This window comes from Thermocrispum municipale DSM 44069, from assembly GCF_000427825.1.
In the GTDB taxonomy this organism is placed as follows: domain Bacteria; phylum Actinomycetota; class Actinomycetes; order Mycobacteriales; family Pseudonocardiaceae; genus Thermocrispum; species Thermocrispum municipale.
This window is the reverse complement of the sequence record NZ_ATYT01000006.1, coordinates 46946-68158: the sequence shown is the minus strand read 5'-3', so window position 1 is coordinate 68158 and position 21213 is coordinate 46946. Positions and strand designations below refer to the sequence as shown.

The 21213-nt window shown below is 68.3% G+C and carries 22 protein-coding genes; 6 read left to right on the top strand and 16 right to left on the bottom strand.

What is annotated here, in order from left to right:
- Positions 1–28 precede the first annotated feature (28 nt).
- Together YWM_RS0107215 and YWM_RS25130 are read left to right on the top strand one after the other, a co-directional pair.
- The gene (locus YWM_RS0107215) at positions 29–256 is read left to right on the top strand and encodes an FmdB family zinc ribbon protein (protein ID WP_028850161.1); all 228 of its coding nucleotides are present in this window, start codon (positions 29–31) and stop codon (positions 254–256) included.
- Between the two features lie 131 nt (positions 257–387).
- Positions 388–852, top strand: a complete 465-nt coding sequence (locus YWM_RS25130; protein ID WP_169720966.1) for a PASTA domain-containing protein — start codon at positions 388–390, stop codon at positions 850–852.
- 45 nt (positions 853–897) lie between these two features.
- Here YWM_RS25130 and YWM_RS0107205 read toward each other — a convergent pair whose 3' ends face one another.
- The 3 genes from YWM_RS0107205 to nucS form a co-directional block, all read right to left on the bottom strand.
- The gene (locus YWM_RS0107205) at positions 898–2676 is read right to left on the bottom strand and encodes a 3-hydroxyacyl-CoA dehydrogenase family protein (protein ID WP_028850160.1); all 1779 of its coding nucleotides are present in this window, start codon (positions 2674–2676) and stop codon (positions 898–900) included.
- 79 nt (positions 2677–2755) lie between these two features.
- A complete protein-coding gene (locus tag YWM_RS22540) occupies positions 2756–3760 on the bottom strand; it encodes a hypothetical protein (RefSeq protein ID WP_043660062.1) in 1005 nt (334 codons plus the stop codon).
- A gap of 84 nt (positions 3761–3844) precedes the next feature.
- The gene (gene nucS, locus YWM_RS0107195) at positions 3845–4504 is read right to left on the bottom strand and encodes an endonuclease NucS (RefSeq protein WP_028850159.1); all 660 of its coding nucleotides are present in this window, start codon (positions 4502–4504) and stop codon (positions 3845–3847) included.
- A gap of 17 nt (positions 4505–4521) precedes the next feature.
- Here nucS and YWM_RS0107190 point away from each other — a divergent pair, with 17 nt between their 5' ends.
- Entirely contained in the window at positions 4522–5064 is a 543-nt protein-coding gene (locus YWM_RS0107190) for an NUDIX domain-containing protein (RefSeq protein WP_028850158.1), read from the top strand.
- Positions 5065–5125: 61 nt separating this feature from the next.
- Here the strand turns inward: YWM_RS0107190 and YWM_RS0107185 are convergent, their stop codons facing one another.
- The 7 genes from YWM_RS0107185 to YWM_RS0107155 form a co-directional block, all read right to left on the bottom strand.
- Positions 5126–6778 carry a solute symporter family protein gene (locus YWM_RS0107185; RefSeq protein WP_245565951.1) on the bottom strand — a complete coding sequence of 551 codons (1653 nt, stop codon included), beginning with the start codon at positions 6776–6778 and terminating at the stop codon, positions 5126–5128.
- Complete coding sequence (locus YWM_RS0107180) at positions 6775–7113, bottom strand: DUF485 domain-containing protein (RefSeq protein ID WP_028850156.1); 339 nt, start codon at positions 7111–7113, stop codon at positions 6775–6777. The genes YWM_RS0107185 and YWM_RS0107180 overlap by 4 nt, the downstream gene beginning before the upstream one ends.
- 63 nt (positions 7114–7176) lie before the next feature.
- A complete protein-coding gene (locus tag YWM_RS0107175) occupies positions 7177–8880 on the bottom strand; it encodes a sodium/solute symporter (RefSeq protein WP_028850155.1) in 1704 nt (567 codons plus the stop codon).
- Complete coding sequence (locus YWM_RS0107170) at positions 8880–9221, bottom strand: hypothetical protein (protein WP_028850154.1); 342 nt, start codon at positions 9219–9221, stop codon at positions 8880–8882. The genes YWM_RS0107175 and YWM_RS0107170 overlap by 1 nt, the downstream gene beginning before the upstream one ends.
- Before the next feature lie 4 nt (positions 9222–9225).
- Positions 9226–10008: a LytR/AlgR family response regulator transcription factor gene (locus YWM_RS0107165; protein WP_028850153.1), complete on the bottom strand. Its 783-nt coding sequence runs from the start codon at positions 10006–10008 to the stop codon at positions 9226–9228.
- On the bottom strand, positions 10005–11039 hold the full coding sequence (locus tag YWM_RS0107160) for a sensor histidine kinase (RefSeq protein WP_043660060.1): 1035 nt from the start codon (positions 11037–11039) through the stop codon (positions 10005–10007). Before YWM_RS0107160 ends, YWM_RS0107165 begins: the two co-directional genes overlap by 4 nt.
- 52 nt (positions 11040–11091) lie before the next feature.
- The gene (locus YWM_RS0107155; RefSeq protein WP_028850151.1) at positions 11092–11865 is read right to left on the bottom strand and encodes an enoyl-CoA hydratase-related protein; all 774 of its coding nucleotides are present in this window, start codon (positions 11863–11865) and stop codon (positions 11092–11094) included.
- 165 nt (positions 11866–12030) lie between these two features.
- Between YWM_RS0107155 and YWM_RS26100 the strand changes: the two genes are divergently transcribed.
- Positions 12031–12204 (top strand): hypothetical protein, encoded by a 174-nt coding sequence (locus YWM_RS26100; RefSeq protein WP_156914683.1) that lies wholly within the window; start codon positions 12031–12033, stop codon positions 12202–12204.
- 245 nt (positions 12205–12449) lie between these two features.
- Positions 12450–13193 (top strand): hotdog family protein, encoded by a 744-nt coding sequence (locus tag YWM_RS0107145; protein ID WP_052344645.1) that lies wholly within the window; start codon positions 12450–12452, stop codon positions 13191–13193.
- Positions 13194–13408: 215 nt separating this feature from the next.
- Here YWM_RS0107145 and ehuA read toward each other — a convergent pair whose 3' ends face one another.
- The 5 genes from ehuA to YWM_RS0107120 all read right to left on the bottom strand — a co-directional run bounded on the left by ehuA (position 13409) and on the right by YWM_RS0107120 (position 18978).
- A complete protein-coding gene (gene ehuA / locus YWM_RS0107140; RefSeq protein ID WP_028850149.1) occupies positions 13409–14173 on the bottom strand; it encodes an ectoine/hydroxyectoine ABC transporter ATP-binding protein EhuA in 765 nt (254 codons plus the stop codon).
- A 13-nt stretch (positions 14174–14186) separates the two neighbouring features.
- Entirely contained in the window at positions 14187–14864 is a 678-nt protein-coding gene (gene ehuD / locus YWM_RS0107135) for an ectoine/hydroxyectoine ABC transporter permease subunit EhuD (RefSeq protein ID WP_043660058.1), read from the bottom strand.
- Complete coding sequence (locus YWM_RS0107130) at positions 14864–15586, bottom strand: amino acid ABC transporter permease (protein WP_028850147.1); 723 nt, start codon at positions 15584–15586, stop codon at positions 14864–14866. Before YWM_RS0107130 ends, ehuD begins: the two co-directional genes overlap by 1 nt.
- An 18-nt stretch (positions 15587–15604) precedes the next feature.
- Entirely contained in the window at positions 15605–16384 is a 780-nt protein-coding gene (ehuB, locus tag YWM_RS0107125; RefSeq protein ID WP_052344644.1) for an ectoine/hydroxyectoine ABC transporter substrate-binding protein EhuB, read from the bottom strand.
- Between the two features lie 617 nt (positions 16385–17001).
- A complete protein-coding gene (locus YWM_RS0107120) occupies positions 17002–18978 on the bottom strand; it encodes a protein meaA (RefSeq protein ID WP_028850145.1) in 1977 nt (658 codons plus the stop codon).
- Positions 18979–19301: 323 nt separating this feature from the next.
- Between YWM_RS0107120 and YWM_RS0107115 the strand changes: the two genes are divergently transcribed.
- Complete coding sequence (locus YWM_RS0107115; RefSeq protein ID WP_028850144.1) at positions 19302–19922, top strand: LysE family translocator; 621 nt, start codon at positions 19302–19304, stop codon at positions 19920–19922.
- On the opposite strand, the gene murA is transcribed toward YWM_RS0107115, so the two are convergent.
- Positions 19923–21194, bottom strand: a complete 1272-nt coding sequence (gene murA / locus YWM_RS0107110) for a UDP-N-acetylglucosamine 1-carboxyvinyltransferase (protein WP_028850143.1) — start codon at positions 21192–21194, stop codon at positions 19923–19925. It abuts the gene before it with no gap.
- Positions 21195–21213 lie beyond the last annotated feature (19 nt).

Here is a 21213-nt window from a genome sequence, read left to right as displayed (position 1 = left end):
AGCGCGTCGCGGGCGCGATAATGACGGCATGCCGACCTACGCCTACCGCTGCCGGGAATGCACCGAGACGTTCGAGCTCAACCGGCCGATGAGTGAGTCCGGCGACCCCGCGGTGTGCCCGGAGGGACACACCGACACCGTCAAGCTCCTCACCACCGTTGCGTTGACCGGCACCGCCTCCGGGGCGTCCGACTCGCGGATGCCTGCGCCGTCCGGTGGTGGCTGTTGTGGTGGTGGCTGCTGCTGCGGCGGCTAGCGGGACGCAGATCACTCCGTCGCTACGCCGAACAGCCGTAACGATCGCGCCCCCGAAGCGACCAGTTGATGTCAGGCCGGCGAGGTCCGGCCGCTGGGGAACAGTTTCGCGAGGGGAAGATGACCATGCGCATGCGCGTCGCAGTTGCGGTTCTCGGCTTGGCCGCGGTGATCACGAGCGGTTGCTCTCAGCTGAGCGGCGACGAACCGATCGACCGGGAGCCCGCTGCCGCCGTGGAGGTGGACGAGGCTCCGTCGGCTCCGGAGATCAGCGCGGAGCCGGAGCAGGCTGAGGCTTCCTCGGCTCCGGAGATCAGCGCGGAGCCGGAGCAGTCCGGGGCCGAGACACTCACGATGCCGTCGGTGACCGGCACCAATCTTCAGGTCAGCTACGACGAGTTGACCGACAGGGGATTCACCGACGTCGTGCCGCTCCCGGTGGACGGGCACGCATTCGCCGCCAATTACCGCAACTGGATCGTCGTCGGCCAGGATCCCGCGGCCGGGGCGAAGGTGAAGTCGGACAGGGCGATCACGCTCGAGGTGGAGAAGACCGACGCCGCCGAGTCCCGGTCCTGCCTCGACCTCGACTGCTGATCACCGCGCGGGCCCTGGATCGGTCAGGGCCCGCGCGGTGGCTCGTCAGTTGTATTCCCAGAAGCCCTTGCCGGTCTTGCGGCCGAGTCGGCCTGCGGTGACCAGGTGCTCCAGCAGCGGCGCGGGAGCGAACCCGGCCTCGCGGAACTCGTAGTACAGCGTCCGCTGGATGGCCAGCGCCACGTCCAGGCCGACCACGTCCAGCAGCTCGAACGGGCCCATCGGCAGGCTGCAGCCGACCTTCATCGCGGTGTCGATGTCGCCTGCCTCGGCGTAGTGCGCCTGCAGCATCTTCACCGCGTCGTTCAAGTACGGGAACAGCAGCGCGTTGACGATGAAGCCCGCGCGGTCGGCGCAGTTCACCGCCACCTTGCCGATGTCGCGGCACACCGCGTTGACCGTGGCCACCACGTCGGACGCGGTGCTGATGGTGCTGACCACCTCGACCAGCTTCATCACCGGCGCCGGGTTGAAGAAGTGCATGCCGACCACGTCGGCAGGGCGCTTGGTGGCCGCCGCGCACTCCACCACCGGCAGCGAGGACGTGGTCGTGGCGAGCACCGCGCCGTCCTTCACCACCGCGTCCAGCTCGGCGAACACCTGCCGCTTGATCTCCAGGTCCTCGGCGATCGCCTCGACCACCAGATCCACGTCGGCGAGGTCGGCGAACTCCACCACCGGCGTGATCCGCTCAGCCGCCGCGGTCGCCTCGTCCTCGGCCAGCTTGCCCTTGCTGACCGCGCGGTCCAGCGACTTGCGGATCTTGCCGACGGCCGCCTCCGCCTTCTCCTTGCTCCGCGCCCGCAACACCACGTCGTAACCGGACTTGGCGAAAACCTCGGCGATCCCGGTCGCCATCGTCCCGGTGCCGACCACGCCGACCTTGCGCACCTGGCGGGTCGGCGCCTGCTCGTCCGGCGTAGCACTCGGTGTCAGGTCGTCGGCGACGACGTTCGGGGAGTCCGGCCGGTCATAGGTGTAGAAGCCGCGGCCGACCTTCCTGCCCAGCAGGCCGGCGGAAACCATCTGCTTCAGCAGCGGGGCGGGCGCGTGCAAGCGGTCACGCGACTGCCGGTACATCGAGTCGAGGATCTCGTAGGCGGTGTCCAGGCCGATCAGGTCCAGCAGCTGGAGCGGACCCATCGGGTAGCCGCAGCCGAACCGCATCGCCGCGTCCAGGTCCTCGCGCGTGGCGTACTTCGACTCGAACATCCGCACCGCGTGGTTGAGGTAACCGAACAGCAGCGCGTTGGCGATGAACCCGGCACGGTCACCGATCACCACCGGTGTCTTGCCGATCCGCTTGGCCAGCGCCACCACGTCGTCGATCACGTCCTGCTCGGTGACCACCGTGCGGACGACCTCGACCAGCTTGAGCACCGGAGCCGGGTTGAAGAAGTGCATCCCGACGACCTTGCCGGGGCGCTGGGTGTGCACGCCGATCTCGGTGATGGACAGCGACGAAGTGTTCGACGCCAGGATCACGTCTGGCCTGGTGACCTTGTCCAGCGTGGCGAACAGCTCGGCCTTGGCGTCCAGGTGCTCCGGGATCGCCTCCACCACCAGGTCGACCTCGGCCAGGTCGTCCAGCTGCGTGGTGTAGCGGATCCGGCCGAGGATCTCCTCCCTGGTCGCCTCGTCGATCTTGCCCCTGGCCAGCGCGCGGCCGGTGGAGTGCTCCATGTGCTCGCGGGCGCGCGCCACGCCGTTGTCATCGGCCTCCACACCGATGACCGACAGCCCGCTGCGCGCGAACACCTCCGCGATGCCGGCACCCATGGTGCCCAGCCCGACTACTCCGACCGATGCGAACTCACGCGCCACTGCATGCCTCCACTGCTCGGGTTACTCCTGCGTATCGTCGCGGCGCGGGTGAGGCGACGCAACAGCTCAGAGGCCCTCGTCACCTCCCGGGAAGTTCACCGAGCACGGCCTTGGCCGCCTGCTTCGCCTTCCGGCACGCGTCCAGCGCGTCGCCTTTCCCACCGAGGTTGGAGAACTCGACCTTGACCGTTTCACCGTCCCGCGCGGTCGGTCCGGAGAACTTCTTGTGCTCCCACTCGATCTCGCAGCTCTCCACGTTCGGGGTGTAGTAACGCTGGATCGCCCGCACCGAACCGGTCAGCTTCACGCGCTTGGACTCGCCGCTCTCCAGCGGTGGATACGAGAACCCGAACCCGACCTCGATCTGCCCCTTGTCCAGGTCCTGGCTGCGTGCCGTGCAGTTGTACAGCAGCGTGGCGTCGGTCTTGTAGCCCTGACCGAGCATGCTGGTGGCCAGCTTCCTGGGCACCACCGAGCACGGGTCGGTGGCCCGCAACGATCCGTCCGGCACCTGAACGTGCGGCGGGTCGGACTTCGACCGCTGGATGATCTTGGCCAGTGCTTTGCGCGCGGCGCCGCACGGCTCGCCGTCGGCATAGGTCACCAGCAGCGAGATGCCGATCTTGGCGCTCTCGTCGGTCAGCACGGTCTCGTTGCAGGCGTCTTCCTGCCGCGTTTCCCACAGCGGCAGCCCGTCGAGCCCGCCGGTCGCCCGATCGCGGCTGTCGTAGACGCGCTCCCCGATGCGCACGGACACATGCAGTTCCTTGCCTGCCGGGTCGCTCACGGTCACCGAACAGTTCTCCGGACGCGAACCACGCGGCTCCTCCGGCGTGCCCAGCTGGGTGACCGCCTCACCCTTCAGCAGCTCGCACGTGTCGATCGTGCGCAGCTTCTCCACCGCCAGCTCGGGCACGTCGACCTGGCCCTCCGGCACCGGACCGGTACCGCCACTGCCGGGCTGCGGGGGCACCGTGGTGCGGTCGTAGGTGACTTTCGCCAGATCGACCCCGCCGCACGCGGACAAGACCGCAGGCGCGGCCAGCGCCACCAGCAGGGCGGCGACGCGGCGAGCCATGGTCATTGATCGCAACTGAGGCACGCATGCACGTTAGCGCCCCCACCGGGCGGATGTGACCACAACCCGGCAACGTGTGCCGTGCGGTGATCAGAACAGCCGCAAGTCGTCGCTGTCCGCGCCCCGCAGCGCGTCGTAGTCCAGCGTGACGCAGCGGATGCCGCGATCCTCGGCCAGCGTGCGGGCCTGCGGTTTGATCTGCTGGGCGGCGAACACACCGGTGACCGGGGCCAGCAGCGGGTCACGGTTGAGCAGTTCGAGGTAGCGGGTCAGCTGCTCGACACCGTCCAGTTCGCCGCGCCGCTTGACCTCCACCGCCACCGTGGCGCCCTCGGCGTCCCGGCACAGGATGTCCACCGGGCCGATCGCCGTCGGGTACTCGCGGCGCACCAGTGTGTAGCCCTCGCCGAGCGTGGTGATGTGCTCGGCGAGCAGCTCCTGCAGGTGGGCCTCCACGCCGTCCTTGACCAGACCCGGTTCCGCGCCCAGCTCGTGCGCCGAGTCGTGCAGCACTTCGTCCACGGTGATGATCAGTTGCTCACCGTTCTTGTTGCGCACCGTCCAGGTGTCGCCGTCCTCGGTGAGCCAGCACGGCGGGCTCATCCAGTTCAACGGCTTGTAGGCGCGGTCGTCGGAGTGAATGGACACCGAACCGTCGGCCTTGATCAGCACCAGCCGGGTAGCCATCGGCAGGTGCGCGGTCAGCCGTCCGTTGTAGTCGACCTGGCAGCGGGCGATGACAAGACGCACCGTGCGAGGCTAACCGCATGCAGACACTTGGCTCACGGGAGGTCTACGCGAACAGCTGGATGACCGTCCGGGAGGACGCGATCCGGCGACCGGACGGCTCGCGTGGCATCTACGGCGTCGTGGACAAGCCTGACTTCGCGCTGATCATTCCGCTCGACGAGCGCGGACGGCTGCATTTGGTCGAGCAGTACCGCTACCCGCTCGGGCTGCGCCGGTGGGAGTTCCCGCAAGGCACCGCGCCGGATCGGGCGGAACTGCCCGCGGGCGAGCTGGCCGCCCGGGAGCTGCGGGAGGAGACCGGGTTGCGGGCCGGACGGATGGAGGAACTGGGGATGCTGGATGTCGCGCCGGGCATGTCCAGTCAGCGTGGCCGGGTGTTCCTGGCCACCGAGCTCACGGTCGGCGAGCCGGAGCGGGAACACGAGGAACAGGACATGCGCGCCGCCTGGTTCAGCCGCGCCGAGTTCGAGGCGATGATCCGTGACGGCGGGGTGACCGATGCGCAGAGCATCGCCGGCTACGCACTGCTGCTACTGCACGAACGCAGACAAGGACAATGACACGGTGCGGCGCCGGCGGTCGAAACCGCTGACGCCGCACCGTCGGCAAGACACCGAGCCGTCAGTGGCTGGTGGCCTTCTCCGCACCCGCGCCGGTGAGCGAGCGCACCTCCATCTCGGCGAACTTCTCCGAGTCGTGTTCCTTGGACAGCATCGTGCCGAGCCAGCCGAGGAAGAACGACACCGGGATCGAGACCAGCCCCGGGTTCTCCAGCGGGAACCAGGAGAAGTCCACGCCGAGCGGCAGCATCGACGCCGACTCCAGCTCGCCGGTGTCCGGGTTCTCCTTGGTCTTACCGGACACTGCCGGGGAGAAGACGATCAGCGTGATCGTCACGATCAACCCGCCGTAGATGCTGAACAGTGCCCCCTTGGTGTTGAACCGGCGCCAGAACAGCGAGTACACGATGGTCGGCAGGTTGGCCGATGCGGCGACCGCGAACGCCAGCGCGACCAGGAACGCCACGTTCTGCTCGCGGGCCAGGATGCCGCCGACGATGGCCAGGGCACCGATCACCACCGCGGTGATCCGGGCGACGCGCACCTCGGACTCCTTCGAGTCGACCGCGCCCTTCTTGATCACGTTGGCGTAGATGTCGTGTGCGAACGACGCCGAAGCCGTGATGGTCAGGCCCGCCACGACGGCGAGGATGGTGGCGAACGCGATCGCGGCGATGATGCCCAGCAGGACCGGGCCGCCGAGCGCTTCGGCCAGCATCGGCGCGGCGGCGTTCTCTCCGCCCGGCGCGCCGGAGATCACGTCGGCGCCCACGATCGCACCGGCGCCGTAGCCCAGCACCAGCGTGAACAGGTAGAACAGGCCGATCAGCACGATCGCCCACACCACCGAGCGCCGCGCCTCCTTGGCGGTGGGCACGGTGTAGAACCGCATCAGCACGTGCGGCAGACCCGCGGTGCCCAGCACCAGCGCCAGGCTCAGCGAGATGAAGTCGATCTTGGACAACTCGGTCTTGCCGTACTTGGCGCCCGGGTGCAGGACCGCGTCCCCGTTCTTCGCCGCCGAGCCGCCGAGCACGTCGGACAGGTTGAACCCGTACTTGCCGAGCACCCACACCGTCATCACCGCGGCACCGGCGATCAGCAGCACCGCCTTGATGATCTGCACCCACGTGGTGCCCTTCATGCCGCCGACCAGCACGTAGATGATCATCACGACGCCGACCACGGCGATGACCAGCGACTGGCCCGCGCTGTCGGTGATGCCCAGCAGCAGGGCGACCAGGATGCCCGCGCCCGCCATCTGGGCCAGCAGGTAGAAGAAGCTGACCGCCAGCGTCGACGTGGCCGCCGCGGCCCGGACCGGGCGCTGCCGCATGCGGAAGGCCAGCACGTCACCGAGGGTGAACTTGCCGGTGTTCCGCAGCAGCTCGGCGACCAGCAGCAGCGCAACCAGCCACGCGACCAGGAACCCGATCGAATACAGGAACCCGTCGTAGCCGTACACCGCGATTGCGCCCGCGATACCGAGGAAGGACGCCGCCGACAGGTAGTCACCGGAGATGGCGATGCCGTTCTGCGGACCGGTGAACGCGCGGCCCGCGGCGTAGTAGTCCGAGGCGGTTCGGGTGCTGCGGCTGGCCCGCACGACGATGACCAGCGTGATGGCGACGAACAGGCCGAAGATGGCCATGTTCAGCACCGGGTTGCTGCTCTCCAGGGTGTCCTGGGCAAGGAACAGGGTGTTGGCGCTCATCGCGAGGCCACCTCCTCGAGCTCACCGCGCAGCTTGTCGGCCACCGGGTCCAGGTGCCTGTTCGCGTGCCGCACGTACAGCGCGGTGATGACGAACGTGGAGACGAACTGGCCGAGGCCGAACAGCAAGCCGACGTTGACGTGGCCGAACACCTCGGTCGACATGAACTCCGGTGCGTAGTCCGCCAGCAGCACGTAGAGCAGATACCAGGCCAGGAACAGGCCGGTCATGGGAAAGACGAACGATCGCAGTTTGCGTCGCAGCGTGGCGAATTCCGCACTTTGGTGCACTCGTTCCCACTCATGGGGCTCGAGTTGCCGTTCGGTGGTTGTCATCGTCGACCTCCGTGAAATGTGTCGCAGGACACGGTAAGGAGGCCGACGGTTCTGGTGGAATGATCACCGGCCAGGCCGTCGCAGCCTACGACGAACGGTCGACAAGCGGCGGGCGTACCAAGCCGAACGGTCACCGCGGCGCGGTTGGAACATCGGTTCGCGCGCTTCGTCCAGGTGCAAACGCAGCATCGCGGTCATCGCCCACGCGGGCGGACGGCCCCGCAGCGACACGACGACCATGGTGATGGCGGCCAGCGGCACCGTCCACGGCGCCGGCTGGGTGGTCAAGATCGCCAGCACACCCGACAACGGCGGCCCGAACAGGGTGACGGCGATGGCCGCGGTGGACGACAACAGGCCGACCGAGACACCCCAGATCGCGCCCGCCGCGGTGAGCTTCGGCCACCAGATGCCCAGCACGAGCAGTGGCGAGAACGTCGACGCCGCCACGGTGAAGCCCCAAGTGACCAGCAATCCGGCGTCCAGTGGCGCGGCGAACAGTGCGAGCACCACGACCGCGGCGGCGGCCGCGAGCACGGTGATCCGCAGCCGGCCGAGGCCGCCCGGCGACAAGTCGTGCGCGATGGCGCCGGACACGGCCAGCAGCAGGCCGAGTGAGGTGGCCAGGAAGGCAGCGAAGGCTCCCGCGGTGAGCAGTGTGGTGAACAGCGTGCCGCGCCACCCGTCATCGACTTGCAGCGGCATCGCCACCACCGCGGTATCGGCGGCACCGGACAGGTACAGATGCGGCACCAGCACCCGGCCCAGGACGCCGTAGATGCCCGGGAACAAATAGAAGATCCCGAGCAGGCCGACGGTGATCGCGGCCGTCCGGCGGGCCGCGCGGCCGTCCGGGCTGGTGTGGAAACGCATGATCACGTGCGGCAGGCCCATGGTGCCCAGCGACGTGGCGATCAGCACCGCCAGCGTGCCGAGCAGCGGATAACCCGCGCCGTTCAGGTCCAGCAGCGGCAGCTGCCACGCATCACCACCTGGTGGAGTCGCGCCCACGACCTGCGGGACCTGTGAGCCCGCCGGGAATTCCATCCGGCTTCCCGCCGGGACGAACCCGCCTGGTTCCAGCGTGGCGTCCACCCGGAAGGTCACCGTGGTGTCGCGCTCGAAGTGAGTGAACTCCTCCGGGTTGAGGGCCTTGTCGCGCACGTCGTCGCTGACACTGGCCAGCAACCAGATGGCCGGGATGATGAACAGCAGCAGCTTCAGGACGAACTGGAACGCCTGCACGTAGGTGGCCGCACGCATGCCGCCGAGCGCCAGGGTGGCCGCCACGGCGCCGCCCGCCAGCGCGACGCCGAGCCAGTAGGGCGTGGCACTGACGACCGACAGCACCAGGCCCGCGGTGCGGAACTGCGGGACCAGATAGAGCGCACCGATCACCAGCACCACGACCGCGGCAAGCTTGCGCAGCGGCGGCGACGCCAACCTGGCCTCGGCGAAGTCGGGCACGGTCAACGCACCTGATCGACGCATCGGGGCCGCGACCAGCACCAGCATCAGGATGTAGCCCGCGGCGAACCCGACCGGGTACCACAGCGCACCCATCCCGTTCTTCAACACCAGGCCGGCAACCCCGAGGAACGATGCCGCCGACAGGTACTCCCCGGACACCGCGCACGCGTTGAGCAGCGGCGTCACCCGGCGCGAGGCGACCAGGAAGTCCGAGGTGGTGCGCATCGCCGCAACACCACGCAGGCCGATGAACAGCGTCACGCCGATGACGGCGGCAACCGCCAGCGCGGGCACCATCAGCGGTCCTCGATCCGTTCGGCCCGGCGCAGCTGCCACGCGGCCAGCCAGCTCATCAGCGGATACGGCAGCACCGCGAGCACCAGCCAGGACACCGGGATGGCCCACACCCGCAGCTCGGTCAGCCACGGCGCGACCCTCAGCAGCAGCGGAAGCCCGAGCAGCATCGCGAAGATCAACACCAAAGAGGCGATCCCGCGCCGCCGCTGCATGCGGTAGTTGCGTTGCGCGCGCTCGGCGTCGTCCGGGTCCAGCCGTGGCATCCGCCAGCGACCGCGCAGCCTGCGCCGCGAGTGGGCCAGCCGGGTTTGCGGGCTCATCACCGCAACACGTTTGGCCATGGCGTCAGTCCCGTCCGCGTGGTTGGTCCAGCTCCGCCGCCCGCGCCGCCTGCAACAGACGCTCCCGCAGGTCCCTGGCGTGCCGTCGGCTGACCGGCACGTCACCGACCTCGGTGTGAGCCAGCAGCCCGCCCACCGAGTCGCTGCGCAACTCCTTGATGGCCTTCAGCGACACCAGGAAGCTGCGGTGGGTACGCACGAACCCGGTGCCCTCCCAGTACTGCTCCAGCCGCGAGATCGGCATCCGCACCGCGTGCACCCCGGCCGCCGTGTGCAGCCGGACATGATCGCCGTGCGCCTCCACGAAAGCGACATCACTACGGCGGACGTAGCGCGTCCGTCCGCCGCTCTCGACGGGCAGCGCGGCCATCGCATCCGGTTGGGTGACCGGCCCTTCGGCCGACGACGGCAACATCTTGACGACCTTGGCCAGTGCCGCGGACAGCCGCTCGGCGCGCACGGGTTTGAGCAGGTAGTCCACCGCGCCGATGCCGTAGGCGGTCACCGCGTGCCCGTCGTAGGCGGTGACGAACACGATCACCGGCGGTTCGTTGAGCTTGGCCAACAGCGACGCCAGCTCGAGCCCGTCCAGCCCGGGCATCGAGATGTCCAAAAAGACCGCGTCGAACTGTTCGCTCTGGATCATCTTCAGCGCGGCGATCGGGTCGCCCGCGCCCTTGACCTCGCCGACCTCCGGCGCATCGCGCAGCAACTGCTCGATGTCGGCCAGCGCGGCGGGCACGTCGTCGACCGCCAGCACCTTCAGCGGTTTGCTGAGGGACTTCATGACGGCAACACACCCGGTTGGAACAGCGGGACGCGCACGATCACCCGCGAGCCTGCGCCCGGCGCGGTCTCCACGACCAGTCCGTACCACGGGCCGTAGACGGTCCGCAGCCGGCGATCGACGTTGGACAGGCCCACGCTGTCCGGCGATCCTTTGCCCGCGAGTATCCGTTCGGCCTTCTCCGGCTCCATACCCACGCCGTCGTCCTCCACGCTGATGACACAGTCGTTGCCCTCCGCCTCGCCGTGCACCTGCACCGTGCCGGGCTCACCGCTCGGCTCGATGCCGTGCCTGATGGCGTTCTCCACCAACGGCTGGAGCACCAAGCACGGTAGCGGGACGGCCAGCACGTCCGGGGCCACCCGCACCTGTACCCGAAGCCGGTCCCCGAGCACCGCGCGCTGCAGCGCCAGGTAGGTCTCGATGGCGTGGAACTCGTCCGCCACCGTCGTGTACTCGCCGTGCCTGGCCAGGCTGTAGCGGATGTAGTCGGCGAAGTCCAGCATCAGCTCGCGGGAGCGGTCCGGATCGCTACGCACGAGTGATGCGATCACCGTCAACGCGTTATAGACGAAATGCGGCGAGATCTCCGCCCGCAACGCGCGCAACTCGGACTGCAGCGCCTGCTCGGCGGTGGCCTCCAGCTTGGCCCGCTCGAGCGCTTCCGAAATGAGCACCGCGACCTCGTGCACGTCCGCGTTGCCGGCATCGCCCTCGACCACGATCGCGCCCGCGATCTCGTCGGCGACGTCCAGCGGCAACGCGGTCAGCTCGGCGTGCCCGCCATGGCTTTCGTCGTGCAGCACGTCGTTGACCATCGCCTGCGCCTGCTCGGCGTGCCGCGGAGAACCCGACCACGCGATCACCCCGTCCAGCCCGGACAACCCGACGGCGCGCGCATTGAGCAGCTTCCGGGCATGCCGGGCCGCGGTGAAGGCGCCTTCTCCGGTCAGGCCGCCACGCAGCGCTCGCGACAGCTTGTGCGCGCGACGCAACGTGGCGGCGACATCGGAGCGTCCGCGCGGCAGCATGCGACCTCCTTGTCGGTGCCTGTCGGAACGCCGATCGATGGTGGCGAGGCGCTCAGTCTGGCCACCGCGGGGGCCGTTTGGCCAGGAACGCCGCCATTCCTTCTTTCGCGCCGGGCAGCCCGGCCGACTCCGCCATCACGCGCACGGCCAGCTCGTAGGCCTCGTCCTCCGGCCGGTCGAGCTGCTCGTACAAGGTGCGCTTGCCGAGCGCCTTGCTCGCCCGGCTGCCCCGCGTCGCCCTGGCCAGCAGCTCGGCGACCGCGGCATCCAGTTCGTCGTCCGGAACGACCCGGTTGACCAGACCCCACTGCTCGGCCGTCCGGGCGTCGACGGGGTCCCCGGTCAGCGCCATCTCCATCAACCGTTTGCGGCCGATCGACCGAGCCACCGGGACCGCGGGCGTGTGGCAGAACCAGCCACCCTTGCCGCCGGGCAGCGCGAATCCCGCGGACTCCGCCGCGACTGCCAGATCGCACGACGCGACCAGCTGACAACCCGCCGCCGTCGCCAGGCCGTGCACACGGGCGATCACCACCTGCGGCACGGTGTGCAACGTGGTCATCAGCCGGGTGCACAGCTCGAGCAGCCCGCGCACCCCGTCGGTGTCCAGCGACGCCACCTCGGCGAAGTCGTGCCCCGCGGAGAAGACCGGGCCTTCGGCGGCCAGGACGACCCCGGTGGCATCCGTCTGCGCAGTCTCGGTGAACGCGCGCAACAACTCCTCGAGGTGCTGCGTCGACAGCGCGTTGCGCTTGGCCGGACGCCGCATGGTGATGGTCACCGTGGCGTCGGATCTGTCCACGGTCAGGTGCTCGTAACCAGCCATGACCATTACGTTAGTGGCTGATCGAGTCACCGCCACGCCCTTGAGCGCGTCGCCGCCGCGATGTCGGGGTCGCGGCTTACCATCGAGGCGAGACGAACCGGTTCGCCCGCTCATCGAGAAGACGACCCGCAGGAGCCGAGCAGTCGGCGGCGGAAGGGATGCGCGATGGTCACCGACGACGATCGCCGCGAGCTGGCATTGGCGGCCGAGATGCTGACGCACGTGATCGAGCGACACCACGCGGAGGACTTGCGCGTACTCAGTGCGCTGGTTGCCGCGCTGCAGGAGATCCGTGCGGGTGAGCGGTACCTCAGCGAGGGGAAAGCGATCGCGCGGTAGCCCGGCATGCGTTCGGTGCCGTGCGGTTGCCCGATCGATCAACCGACAGCCCGGACGATCGATCGCTCGACAGCGGACCGGATCCTCGAAGGGCGCGGCGAGGTGAGGGCCCCAGCGTTCGCCGAGTCGAGGGCAGGCGCCCACCGAGTCGAGGGCAGGCCGAGCCGCGGACAACCCAGTGCTGTCGTGGCTGCGCGGGCCAACTCACGCCCGGCAATACCCGAACCCCGGTAGGATCCGGCATCATGCAGGTTCGGATCGAGCGGCGCTTCCACGGGCCGCAAGCCTCGGGCAACGGTGGCTACACCTGCGGTGTCGCCGCCACCGCGATCGATGGTCCGGCGCAGGTTCGCCTGCTGCGGCCGCCACCACTGGACCGGACGCTCCGCCTGGTGGCCACCGACGAGGGTGCCGAGCTGCTGGACGGCGACACGGTGGTCGCCCAGGCCCGGCCGGGCGAGCCCGCCGAGGATCTGCCGGAGCCGGTCACGTACGAAGAAGCGGAGCAGGCCGCGGCGGAGTTCGACGTCAAGGCGTACCAGGACCAGCACCCGTTCCCCAGCTGCTTCACGTGCGGCCCGGCCAGGGCCGAAGGCGAAGGACTGCGGTTGTTCCCCGGCAGGACGTCACGCGATCTGCTCGTGGCGTGGCCGTGGCAACCGCAAGAGTCGCTGGCCGGGCCGGCGGGCACGCTCGACCCGCGTTACGTCTGGGCCGCGCTCGACTGTCCGAGCGGTCTGTGCTGGTACCACGACCCGACCTACGAGACCGCTCCGCACGTGCTGGGACAGCTGACCGCACGGATCCGGCGCTTGCCCACGGCCGGGGAACGCCTGGTCGCCGCGGGATGGCTCCGTTCGGCGGACGGCCGCAAGCGGCACTCCGGTTCGGCGATCTGGTCCGACGACGGCGAGGTCCTCGCGCACGCCGAGGCCACCTGGGTCCGGCTCACCGAGGAGCAGTTCGAACAGTTCCGCGTCGCCAGGTAGCTCGCGGCGCCGGCCGGGACCGCACGGAATGCCCGCGCCGAGTCGCCCAGCACGCGTACGCCGGATCGCCGAGCACGCCGGATCCGCCCAGCACGCGCACGCCGAGCCACCAGCACGCGCACACCGAGTCGCGGGCACGCGCGCCGGATCGCCGAGCACACAGAACGCGAGGAGCGGCGGCACCTCGAGGGCACCGCCGCTCCCCTCGTCTTGTCTCAGGCCCGGTCGAGCACCGCCTGCAGGAACTCCCGCGTCCGGTCGTGGTCCGGGTCGGTGAAGATCTTCTCCGGGTGCCCGTCCTCCACGATCTGCCCGCCGTCGAACATCATCACCCGGTCGGACACGTCCCGCGCGAACTGCATCTCGTGCGTCACGCACAGGAACGTGATGTCCGTCGAGTTGGCGATGTCCTTGAGCAGGTGCAGCACACCGGTGACCAGCTCGGGGTCGAGCGCCGAGGTGACCTCGTCCAGCAACAGCACCTTCGGCTCCATCGCCAGCGCACGGGCGATGGCCACCCGCTGCTGCTGACCACCGGACAGCTGGGTCGGCCGCGCGTCGATCTTGTCCGTCAGGCCGACCAGCTCCAGCAGGTCTTTCGCCTTCTTCTCGGCCTCGTCCCGCGACTGTCCCAGGCTGCGGATCGGCCCCTCGGTGACGTTGCGCAGCACGTTCATGTTCGGGAACAGGTTGAACTGCTGGAACACCATGCCGATCGACTTGCGGGCCTCGCGCAGGTACTTCTCGTCCGCCGGGACGAGCTTGCCACCCTTGGGCATGTGCGACAGCGGCTTGCCGTCGACGTAGATGGTGCCTTCCGACACCTTCTCCAACGTCATCACCAGCCGCAGGATGGTCGTCTTACCGGAACCGCTCGGCCCGATCAGCGTGACGAATTCACCCGGCGCCACCGTGAAGTTCAGATCCTCGAGAACCGTGTTCGAGCCGAAGCGTTTGACCACGTTCTCGAACCGGATCATCTCGTTGTTGGTCTCAGACGGTTCCGACACGACGCTCCAACCTTCGAACCAGAATTGCACAGGGATAACTGAGGGCCAAGAACGTCAAGCCCGCAGCCGCCCACGCTTCGGGACCTGCGCCACCTTGACTCGCCGCGTACTCGGTCTTCACCTGGTAGACGATGTCGAATACCGAGATGGCCGACAGCAACGGCACTTCCTTGAACATGGCAATCGTGTAATTGCCCAGCGCCGGAAGCACCCGCGGCACGGCCTGCGGCAGGATCACCCCGGTCCAGACTCGCCGCCGCGGCAGACTCAGCGCGGTGGCGGCTTCCCATTGGCCTCTCGGCACCGCCTCGATGCCTGCCCGGTAGACCTCGGACGTGTAGCACGCGTAGTGCACGCCGAGCGCGAACGTACCGACGATGATCTTCTGCGTGTCCGCTTCGATGCCCTGCATCACTTCCGGACGGATCACCCAGTACAGGAAGAACACCTGCACCAGCAGCGGGGTGCTGCGCACGAACTCGATGAACGCCCACAGCACCTGGTCGACGACCGGAATGCGCAGCTGGCGGATGATCGCGAAGATCAAGCCCAGGATGTAGGCGACGATCGAGCCGAGCAGCGTGAACTGGATGGTGACCCACAGCCCGTCCAGCACGTACGGCCAGGCGTCCCAGAAACGCTCCCAATCCCACTTGCTCATCAGGCCGCCGCCCCTCTGGCCAGTGCCTTCTCCCTGCTCGGCACCGAACGCCCGACGCGCCGCGCGGCCAGCGACTCCAGCCAGCGCATCACGAGTGTGATCACCACGGCCAGCAGCATGTAGATCACCAGCAGGATCAGATAGATGATCCACAGGTCGTTGGCGAACGACGGCACCGCGCGCAGCTCGTCAGCCTTCTGGAACATCTCCGGCACAGTGATGAAGCTCAGCAGCGCCGTGCCCTTCAACAACTGGATGAACAGGTTGTTGAACGGCGGCAGCATCTCCACCACCGCCTGCGGCAGGATGATCCGCCACATGCGCTGCACCGGCGTGAAGTTCAGCGCGATGGCGCCTTCCCGCTGCGCCTTCGGCACCGACTGCACGGCACCGCGCACGATCTCCGCACCGTAGGCGCCGTGGTTCAGACCGAGGACGATGATGCCGATCAGCAACAAGCCCTCCGCGGTCTGATTCCACGGCAGGCCGAAGAAAATGGCCAACGCGACGGCGAAGAAGAACAACTGGACGACTTCCGAGCTGCCCCGGAATCCCTCCACGTAAATACGCACCAGCCCGCGCACCGTGCGCGACGGCGAGAGCAGCGCGATTCCCGCGAGGAACGACAACACGATGGTCAGCGCGATACCGCCACCCGTTGCCCACAAAGTCGCCGGAAGTCCTTCGAGGACACGTTCCAGATAGATCGAGAAGTTCTCCACCGGGAGTATCCGATCTACTTACTTGCCGCAGTACTCGTCGACCTTCTCCTCAGTGGCCAGATCGGGGTAGGTGTCGTTGGCCTCGGTCAAACCGAACGGCTCCACCAGTTCCAGCCAGCGGCCGGACTTGTGCAGCTCGATCAGTTCCTTGTTGAACGCCTCGCGGAACTCGTCGTCGTCCAGGCGGAAGTTGAACGTGCCCACCTCGGGCTTGTCGCCTGCCTGGAACGACTCGGTCACCTCGAGTCCGGCGTCCGGGTTGTTCTTGACCAGCCACGCCGCGGTGACGTCCAGGATCGCGGCGCCGTAGACGTCACCCGCCTGCACGGCCCGCAGGATGTCGTCCTGCTTGGGCATCGGCTCGATCTGGCTGCTCGGCACGCCGGCGTCCTTGGCGAACTGGTTCTCCACCGCACCGCCGAGCGTGGCGATCTTGACCTTCGCGCCCTTGATGTCCTCGAACCGCGTGATGTTCTTCGGATTGCCCTTCGGCACCAGGAACGCGGACCCGACCTGGTAGTCCGGCACGGCGAAGTCGGAGTTCTTGCACCGGTCCGGCTTGATGGACATGCCCGCGGCCACGAACGCGTACTTTTTGGCCCGCGCGTTGTCGATCAAGCTGTCGAACTCGGTGACCTCGCCCTCGACGTGGTCGATGCCGAGCTTCTTCAGCACCTCACGGGCCACGGCCGGGGCGTAGCCGGTGAGCTCGCCCTTCTCGTCCATGAAGGCCCACGGCGCCTCGTTGGCGAAGCCGACCTTGATGTTCTTGGTCTTCTTCGCTTCCTCGAAGGTCACCGCTGCGGCACCAACCCCCTCAGGCTTGTCTCCGCCGCCGCCCCCGACGCCACAGGCGGACAGTACGGCGGGCCCTCCGAGGGCGACCACACCCATTGCCCCCGTCCGTCGGAAGAAGTCCCGTCTCGTCCAGCCACCGCTCATCGTGTCGCTCCCTCGTCACAACGCCGTAGCGGGTGGTTTGCCGCACACCCGCGCGCTCTCAACCTAGGGCGAGCCCCGTGCTCGGCTCAACCAATCCTCGACAATTGGTAAAGAGCGGCAATTCACTCACAGGGGCTAACAGCGCCCCGACCTGCGGAAAGAGTGGTAACCCTCCGCTAAGTTACGATTGCGCAGCAGTCGCCTTTCGGAGTAGTGATCTCGGGGAGAAACGCCGAACAGCTCGCCGCGTCCGGCGGGTGCTTTCCCACCGGAAACCCCAGGATTCCGTCGCCCGACGCGCGCCGATAAGCGCTCGTCAGGCCTTCGGGAGGGTTGTTCCACGCCAGGGAGCGGTGAGTCGCCGCGACGGCGACCAAGCGCGCAAATCGAACATTTCGGCACCCGCGAACGCATTGCCGCACAATGCGCGTCGCGGCACCGAAATGCCGGCCGAAATGGTGCTGCCGGGAATTTCAGAGGCCGCGCGCCTGGCGGATGACCGTCACGATCTCGTCCATGATCCCGGTGAGCTCGTAGTCCTTCGGCGTGAAGACCCGAGCAACACCCCGCTCGCGCAACAGCGCCGCGTCGTCGGCCGGGATGATGCCACCCACGACCACCGGGATGTCGTCCGCTCCAGCGGCTCGCAGGCCGTCGATGACCTCCGGGACAACCTCCAGGTGCGAGCCGGACAGCACCGAGAGCCCGACCACGTGCACGCCTTCCTGCACGGCGGCCGCGACGATCTGTTCCGGTGTCAGGCGGATGCCCTGGTAGATCACCTCGAAACCGGCGTCGCGAGCGCGCACGGCGACCTGCTCGGCACCGTTGGAGTGCCCGTCCAGCCCTGGCTTGCCCACCAAGATGCGCAGCCGCTCGCCGAGCTCTTCGCCGGTCGTGCGCACGCGTTCCCGCACTGCCGCCAGCTCGGCCAGATCACCGCCGCCTGCCGCGCTGGTGGCCGAGACACCGGTCGGCGCCCGGTACTCGCCGAAGATCTCCCGCAGGGCTCCGGCCCACTCCCCTGTCGTCACGCCCGCAGCGGCGCACTCCAACGTCGCCTCGAACAGGTTCTCCGACGTCCGAGCCGTCGCCTTCAGCTTGTCCAGCGCCGCTTCTGCGGCCGCGTTGTCCCGTTCCGCCCGCCACTGCTGCACGGCGGCGATGGCCTGCTTCTCCACCGCCGGGTCGACCGTCTCGATCGCCTGTGCGCCTTCCGCCTGCAGCGGCGACGGCTCGGTGGTGTTGAACTTGTTCACCCCGACCAGCACTTGGTCGCCGGACTCCATCCGGCGGCGGTACTCGCCGAGCGAGGCGACCAGCTCGCCCTTCATGTAGCCGTTCTCCACGGCCGCGACCGCGCCGCCCATCTCCTGCACCCGCTTGATCTCCTCGCGGGCGCCTTCGACGATCTCGTCGACGCGGGCCTGGATGACCTTGGAGCCGTCGAAGATGTCCTCGTACTCGAGCAGGTCCGTCTCGTAGGCCAGCACCTGCTGCATCCGCAGCGCCCACTGCTGATCCCACGGCCGGGGCAGACCGAGCGCCTCGTTCCAGGCGGGCAGCTGCACCGCGCGGGCGCGTGCGTCCCGGGACAGCGTCACCGCGAGCATCTCCAGCACGATGCGCTGCACGTTGTTCTCCGGCTGCACCTCGGTCAGCCCGAGCGAGTTGACCTGCACGCCGTAACGGAACCGGCGCGCCTTGGGGTCGGTGATGCCGTAGCGCTCGCGGGTCAGCTCGTCCCAGAGCTGGACGAACGCCCGCATCTTGCACATCTCCTCGATGAACCGGACACCGGCGTTGACGAAGAACGAGATGCGCGAGACCACGCGCGTCATGTCCGCTTCGCTCACCTGCCCCGAGTCACGCACCGCGTCCAGCACCGCGATGGCCGTGCACAACGCGTACGCGACCTCCTGCGTCGGGGTCGCCCCGGCCTCCTGCAGGTGATAGCTGCAGATGTTGATCGGGTTCCACTTCGGGATGTTGTGCACCGTCCACGTGATCACGTCGGTGATCAGCCGCAGGCTCGGGCCGGGCGGGAAGATGTAGGTCCCGCGGGACAGGTATTCCTTGATGATGTCGTTCTGCGTGGTCCCGGCCAGCTTCGCCAGCACCTCGTCGGGGTCCTGGCCGGACTCGGCGGCCTGCTCCTTGGCCACGGTCACGTACAACGCCAGCAGCCACATGGCCGGGGCGTTGATCGTCATCGACGTGTTGGCCTCGGCAAGCGGGATGCCGTCGAACAGCTGGCGCATGTCGCCGATGTGCGCGATCGGCACGCCGACCTTGCCGACCTCGCCGCGCGCGAGCGGATGATCGGGGTCGTAGCCGGTCTGGGTCGGCAGGTCGAAGGCCACCGACAGACCGGTCTGGCCCTTCTCCAGGTTCTTGCGGTACAGCGCGTTGGACGCGGCCGCCGACGAATGACCAGCGTAAGTCCGCATGACCCAGGGACGGTCACGCTCACGGTCGGCAGGAAACGGCATCGTCAGACCTCCCGGTGGTTCCGCTCAGCGTACTCAGCAGTAACCATTCCCCGCAGTTGTGCTGGTCACTCTCCAGGGGTGGAAACACCCACGCTGCCGAGATCGGCGCAGTCGCCTACTTCTGGCAACGACAGCGCGAGACGACCGACGCGCACCTGGCCAAGCCCTACAGCCCATGGGACCACTCGTGGCGAAATCCGTAGTCGTCCGCGGCAGGCGGTGTGACGTAGACGGCCGAAAATCTCCAGCTTCACCGGTGGTCGCCCGGTTAACGTGGATTCATGACCTGGAGCGACTACACCACTTTCCTGGTGTTCGCGCTGCTCATCGCGTTGGCACCGGGGCCGGACACGCTGGTCGTGCTGAAGAACGGGCTGGCAGGCGGCTTCCGGGCCGGGCTGGCCACGATCTTCGGCATCACCACCGGATGCCTCATCCAGGGCACCGCCGTCGGCCTCGGTCTCGGCGCGTTCGTGGTCCGGTACCACGTGGTGTTCGAGGTCATCCGCTGGTCCGGGGTCGTCTACCTGTGCTACCTCGGCTTCCAGGCCTTCCGCGCGGCCAAGCGCGGCGACTACGCCACCGTCGACGTTCAGCAGAAGAGTGCGCGTTTGTGGCGGCGGTGGACCGAAGGCTTCCTGACCAACATCACCAACCCGAAGGTGCTGGTCTTCTTCCTGTCGGTGCTGCCGCAGTTCCTCGACCCGGCCACCGCGACCACCCTGGACGCCCTGGTACTCGCCTACACCGTGGTGGCGGCGGGCGTCACGTGGCAGCTCGCCGTGCTGATCGGCGTGCACAAGGTCCGCAGTTGGATCTCCCGTACGCGCGTCCGGCGCGCCATCGACGCCGTCACCGGCACCGCCCTGATCGGTTTCGGTGTCGCCCTGGCCACCGAATAGCTACCGACGCTCGGGCGCGGTCGGCACCCGCTCGACCCGAGCCCCCAGCCGGTTGAGGTTCTCCACGAAGTGCGGGTAGCCGCGGTCGATGTGGAAGACGTCCCAGACCTCGGTGACCCCGTCGGCTACCAGCCCGGCCAGCACCAGGCCCGCCCCGGCTCGGATGTCCGACGCCCACACCGGCGCGCTGGAGAGCCGCTCGACGCCCCGAACGACGGCGTGGTGGCCGTCCGTGCGGGCGTCCGCACCCAGCCGCTTCATCTCGTCGATGAACCTGAACCGCGCCTCGTAGACGTTCTCGGTGATCATCGACGTGCCTTCGGAGATCGCCGACAGCGCCACGGCGAACGGTTGCAGGTCGGTGGCGAACCCCGGGTACGGCAAGGTCACGAAGTCGACCGCCTTCGGCCGGTCGTGCTGCACGACCCGGAAACCGTCGTCGAGCGGCGTGACATCCGCGCCGGCCAGCCGCAGCTTCTCCAGCACCAGGTCGAGATGGTGCGGATCGACACCCCGCACGGTGACGTCTCCCCGGGTGATCGCAGCAGCGAAACCCCACGTCGCACCGACGATCCGGTCACCGACCACGCGGTGCGTGGTCGGTTGCAGCGAGTCGACACCGTGGACGGTGAGGATGGAGGTGCCCGCGCCTTCGATCTGCGCGCCCATCTGCTGCAGCATCTGGCACAGGTCGACGATCTCCGGCTCGCGCGCCGCGTTGTCGATCACCGTCGTCCCTTTGGCCAGGACCGCGGCCATCAAGATGTTCTCGGTGGCGCCCACGCTCGGGAAGTCCAGCCAGATCTGCGCGCCGTGCAAACCCTCCGCCTCGGCCACCACACAGCCGTGCGCGATCTCGGTGGTGGCGCCGAGCTTGCGCAGACCGTTCTGGTGCATGTCCAGCGGCCGGGAACCGATCGCGTCCCCGCCGGGCAGCGCAACGACCGCCCGCTTGAGCCTTCCGACCAGCGGCCCGAGCACACACACCGACGCGCGCAGCTTGCCCATCGCGGGCGTGTCCGCCCGGTGCGACAACTCCGCGGGCGTGGTGATGCGGGCGGTGTCCCCGCTCAGCTCGACTTCGCAGCCGACACTGCGCAGCACGTCCGCCATCAACGGGACGTCCAGGATCTCGGGACAGTTGGTGATGGTCGTGGTGCCTTCGGCCAGCAACGCGGCGGCCATCAGCTTCAGCACGCTGTTCTTCGCACCGACGACCTCCACCTCACCCTCGAGGCGTGCGCCGCCATAGACGTCGAAATGCTCACTCACGAGGCCATCATGCCCCGCG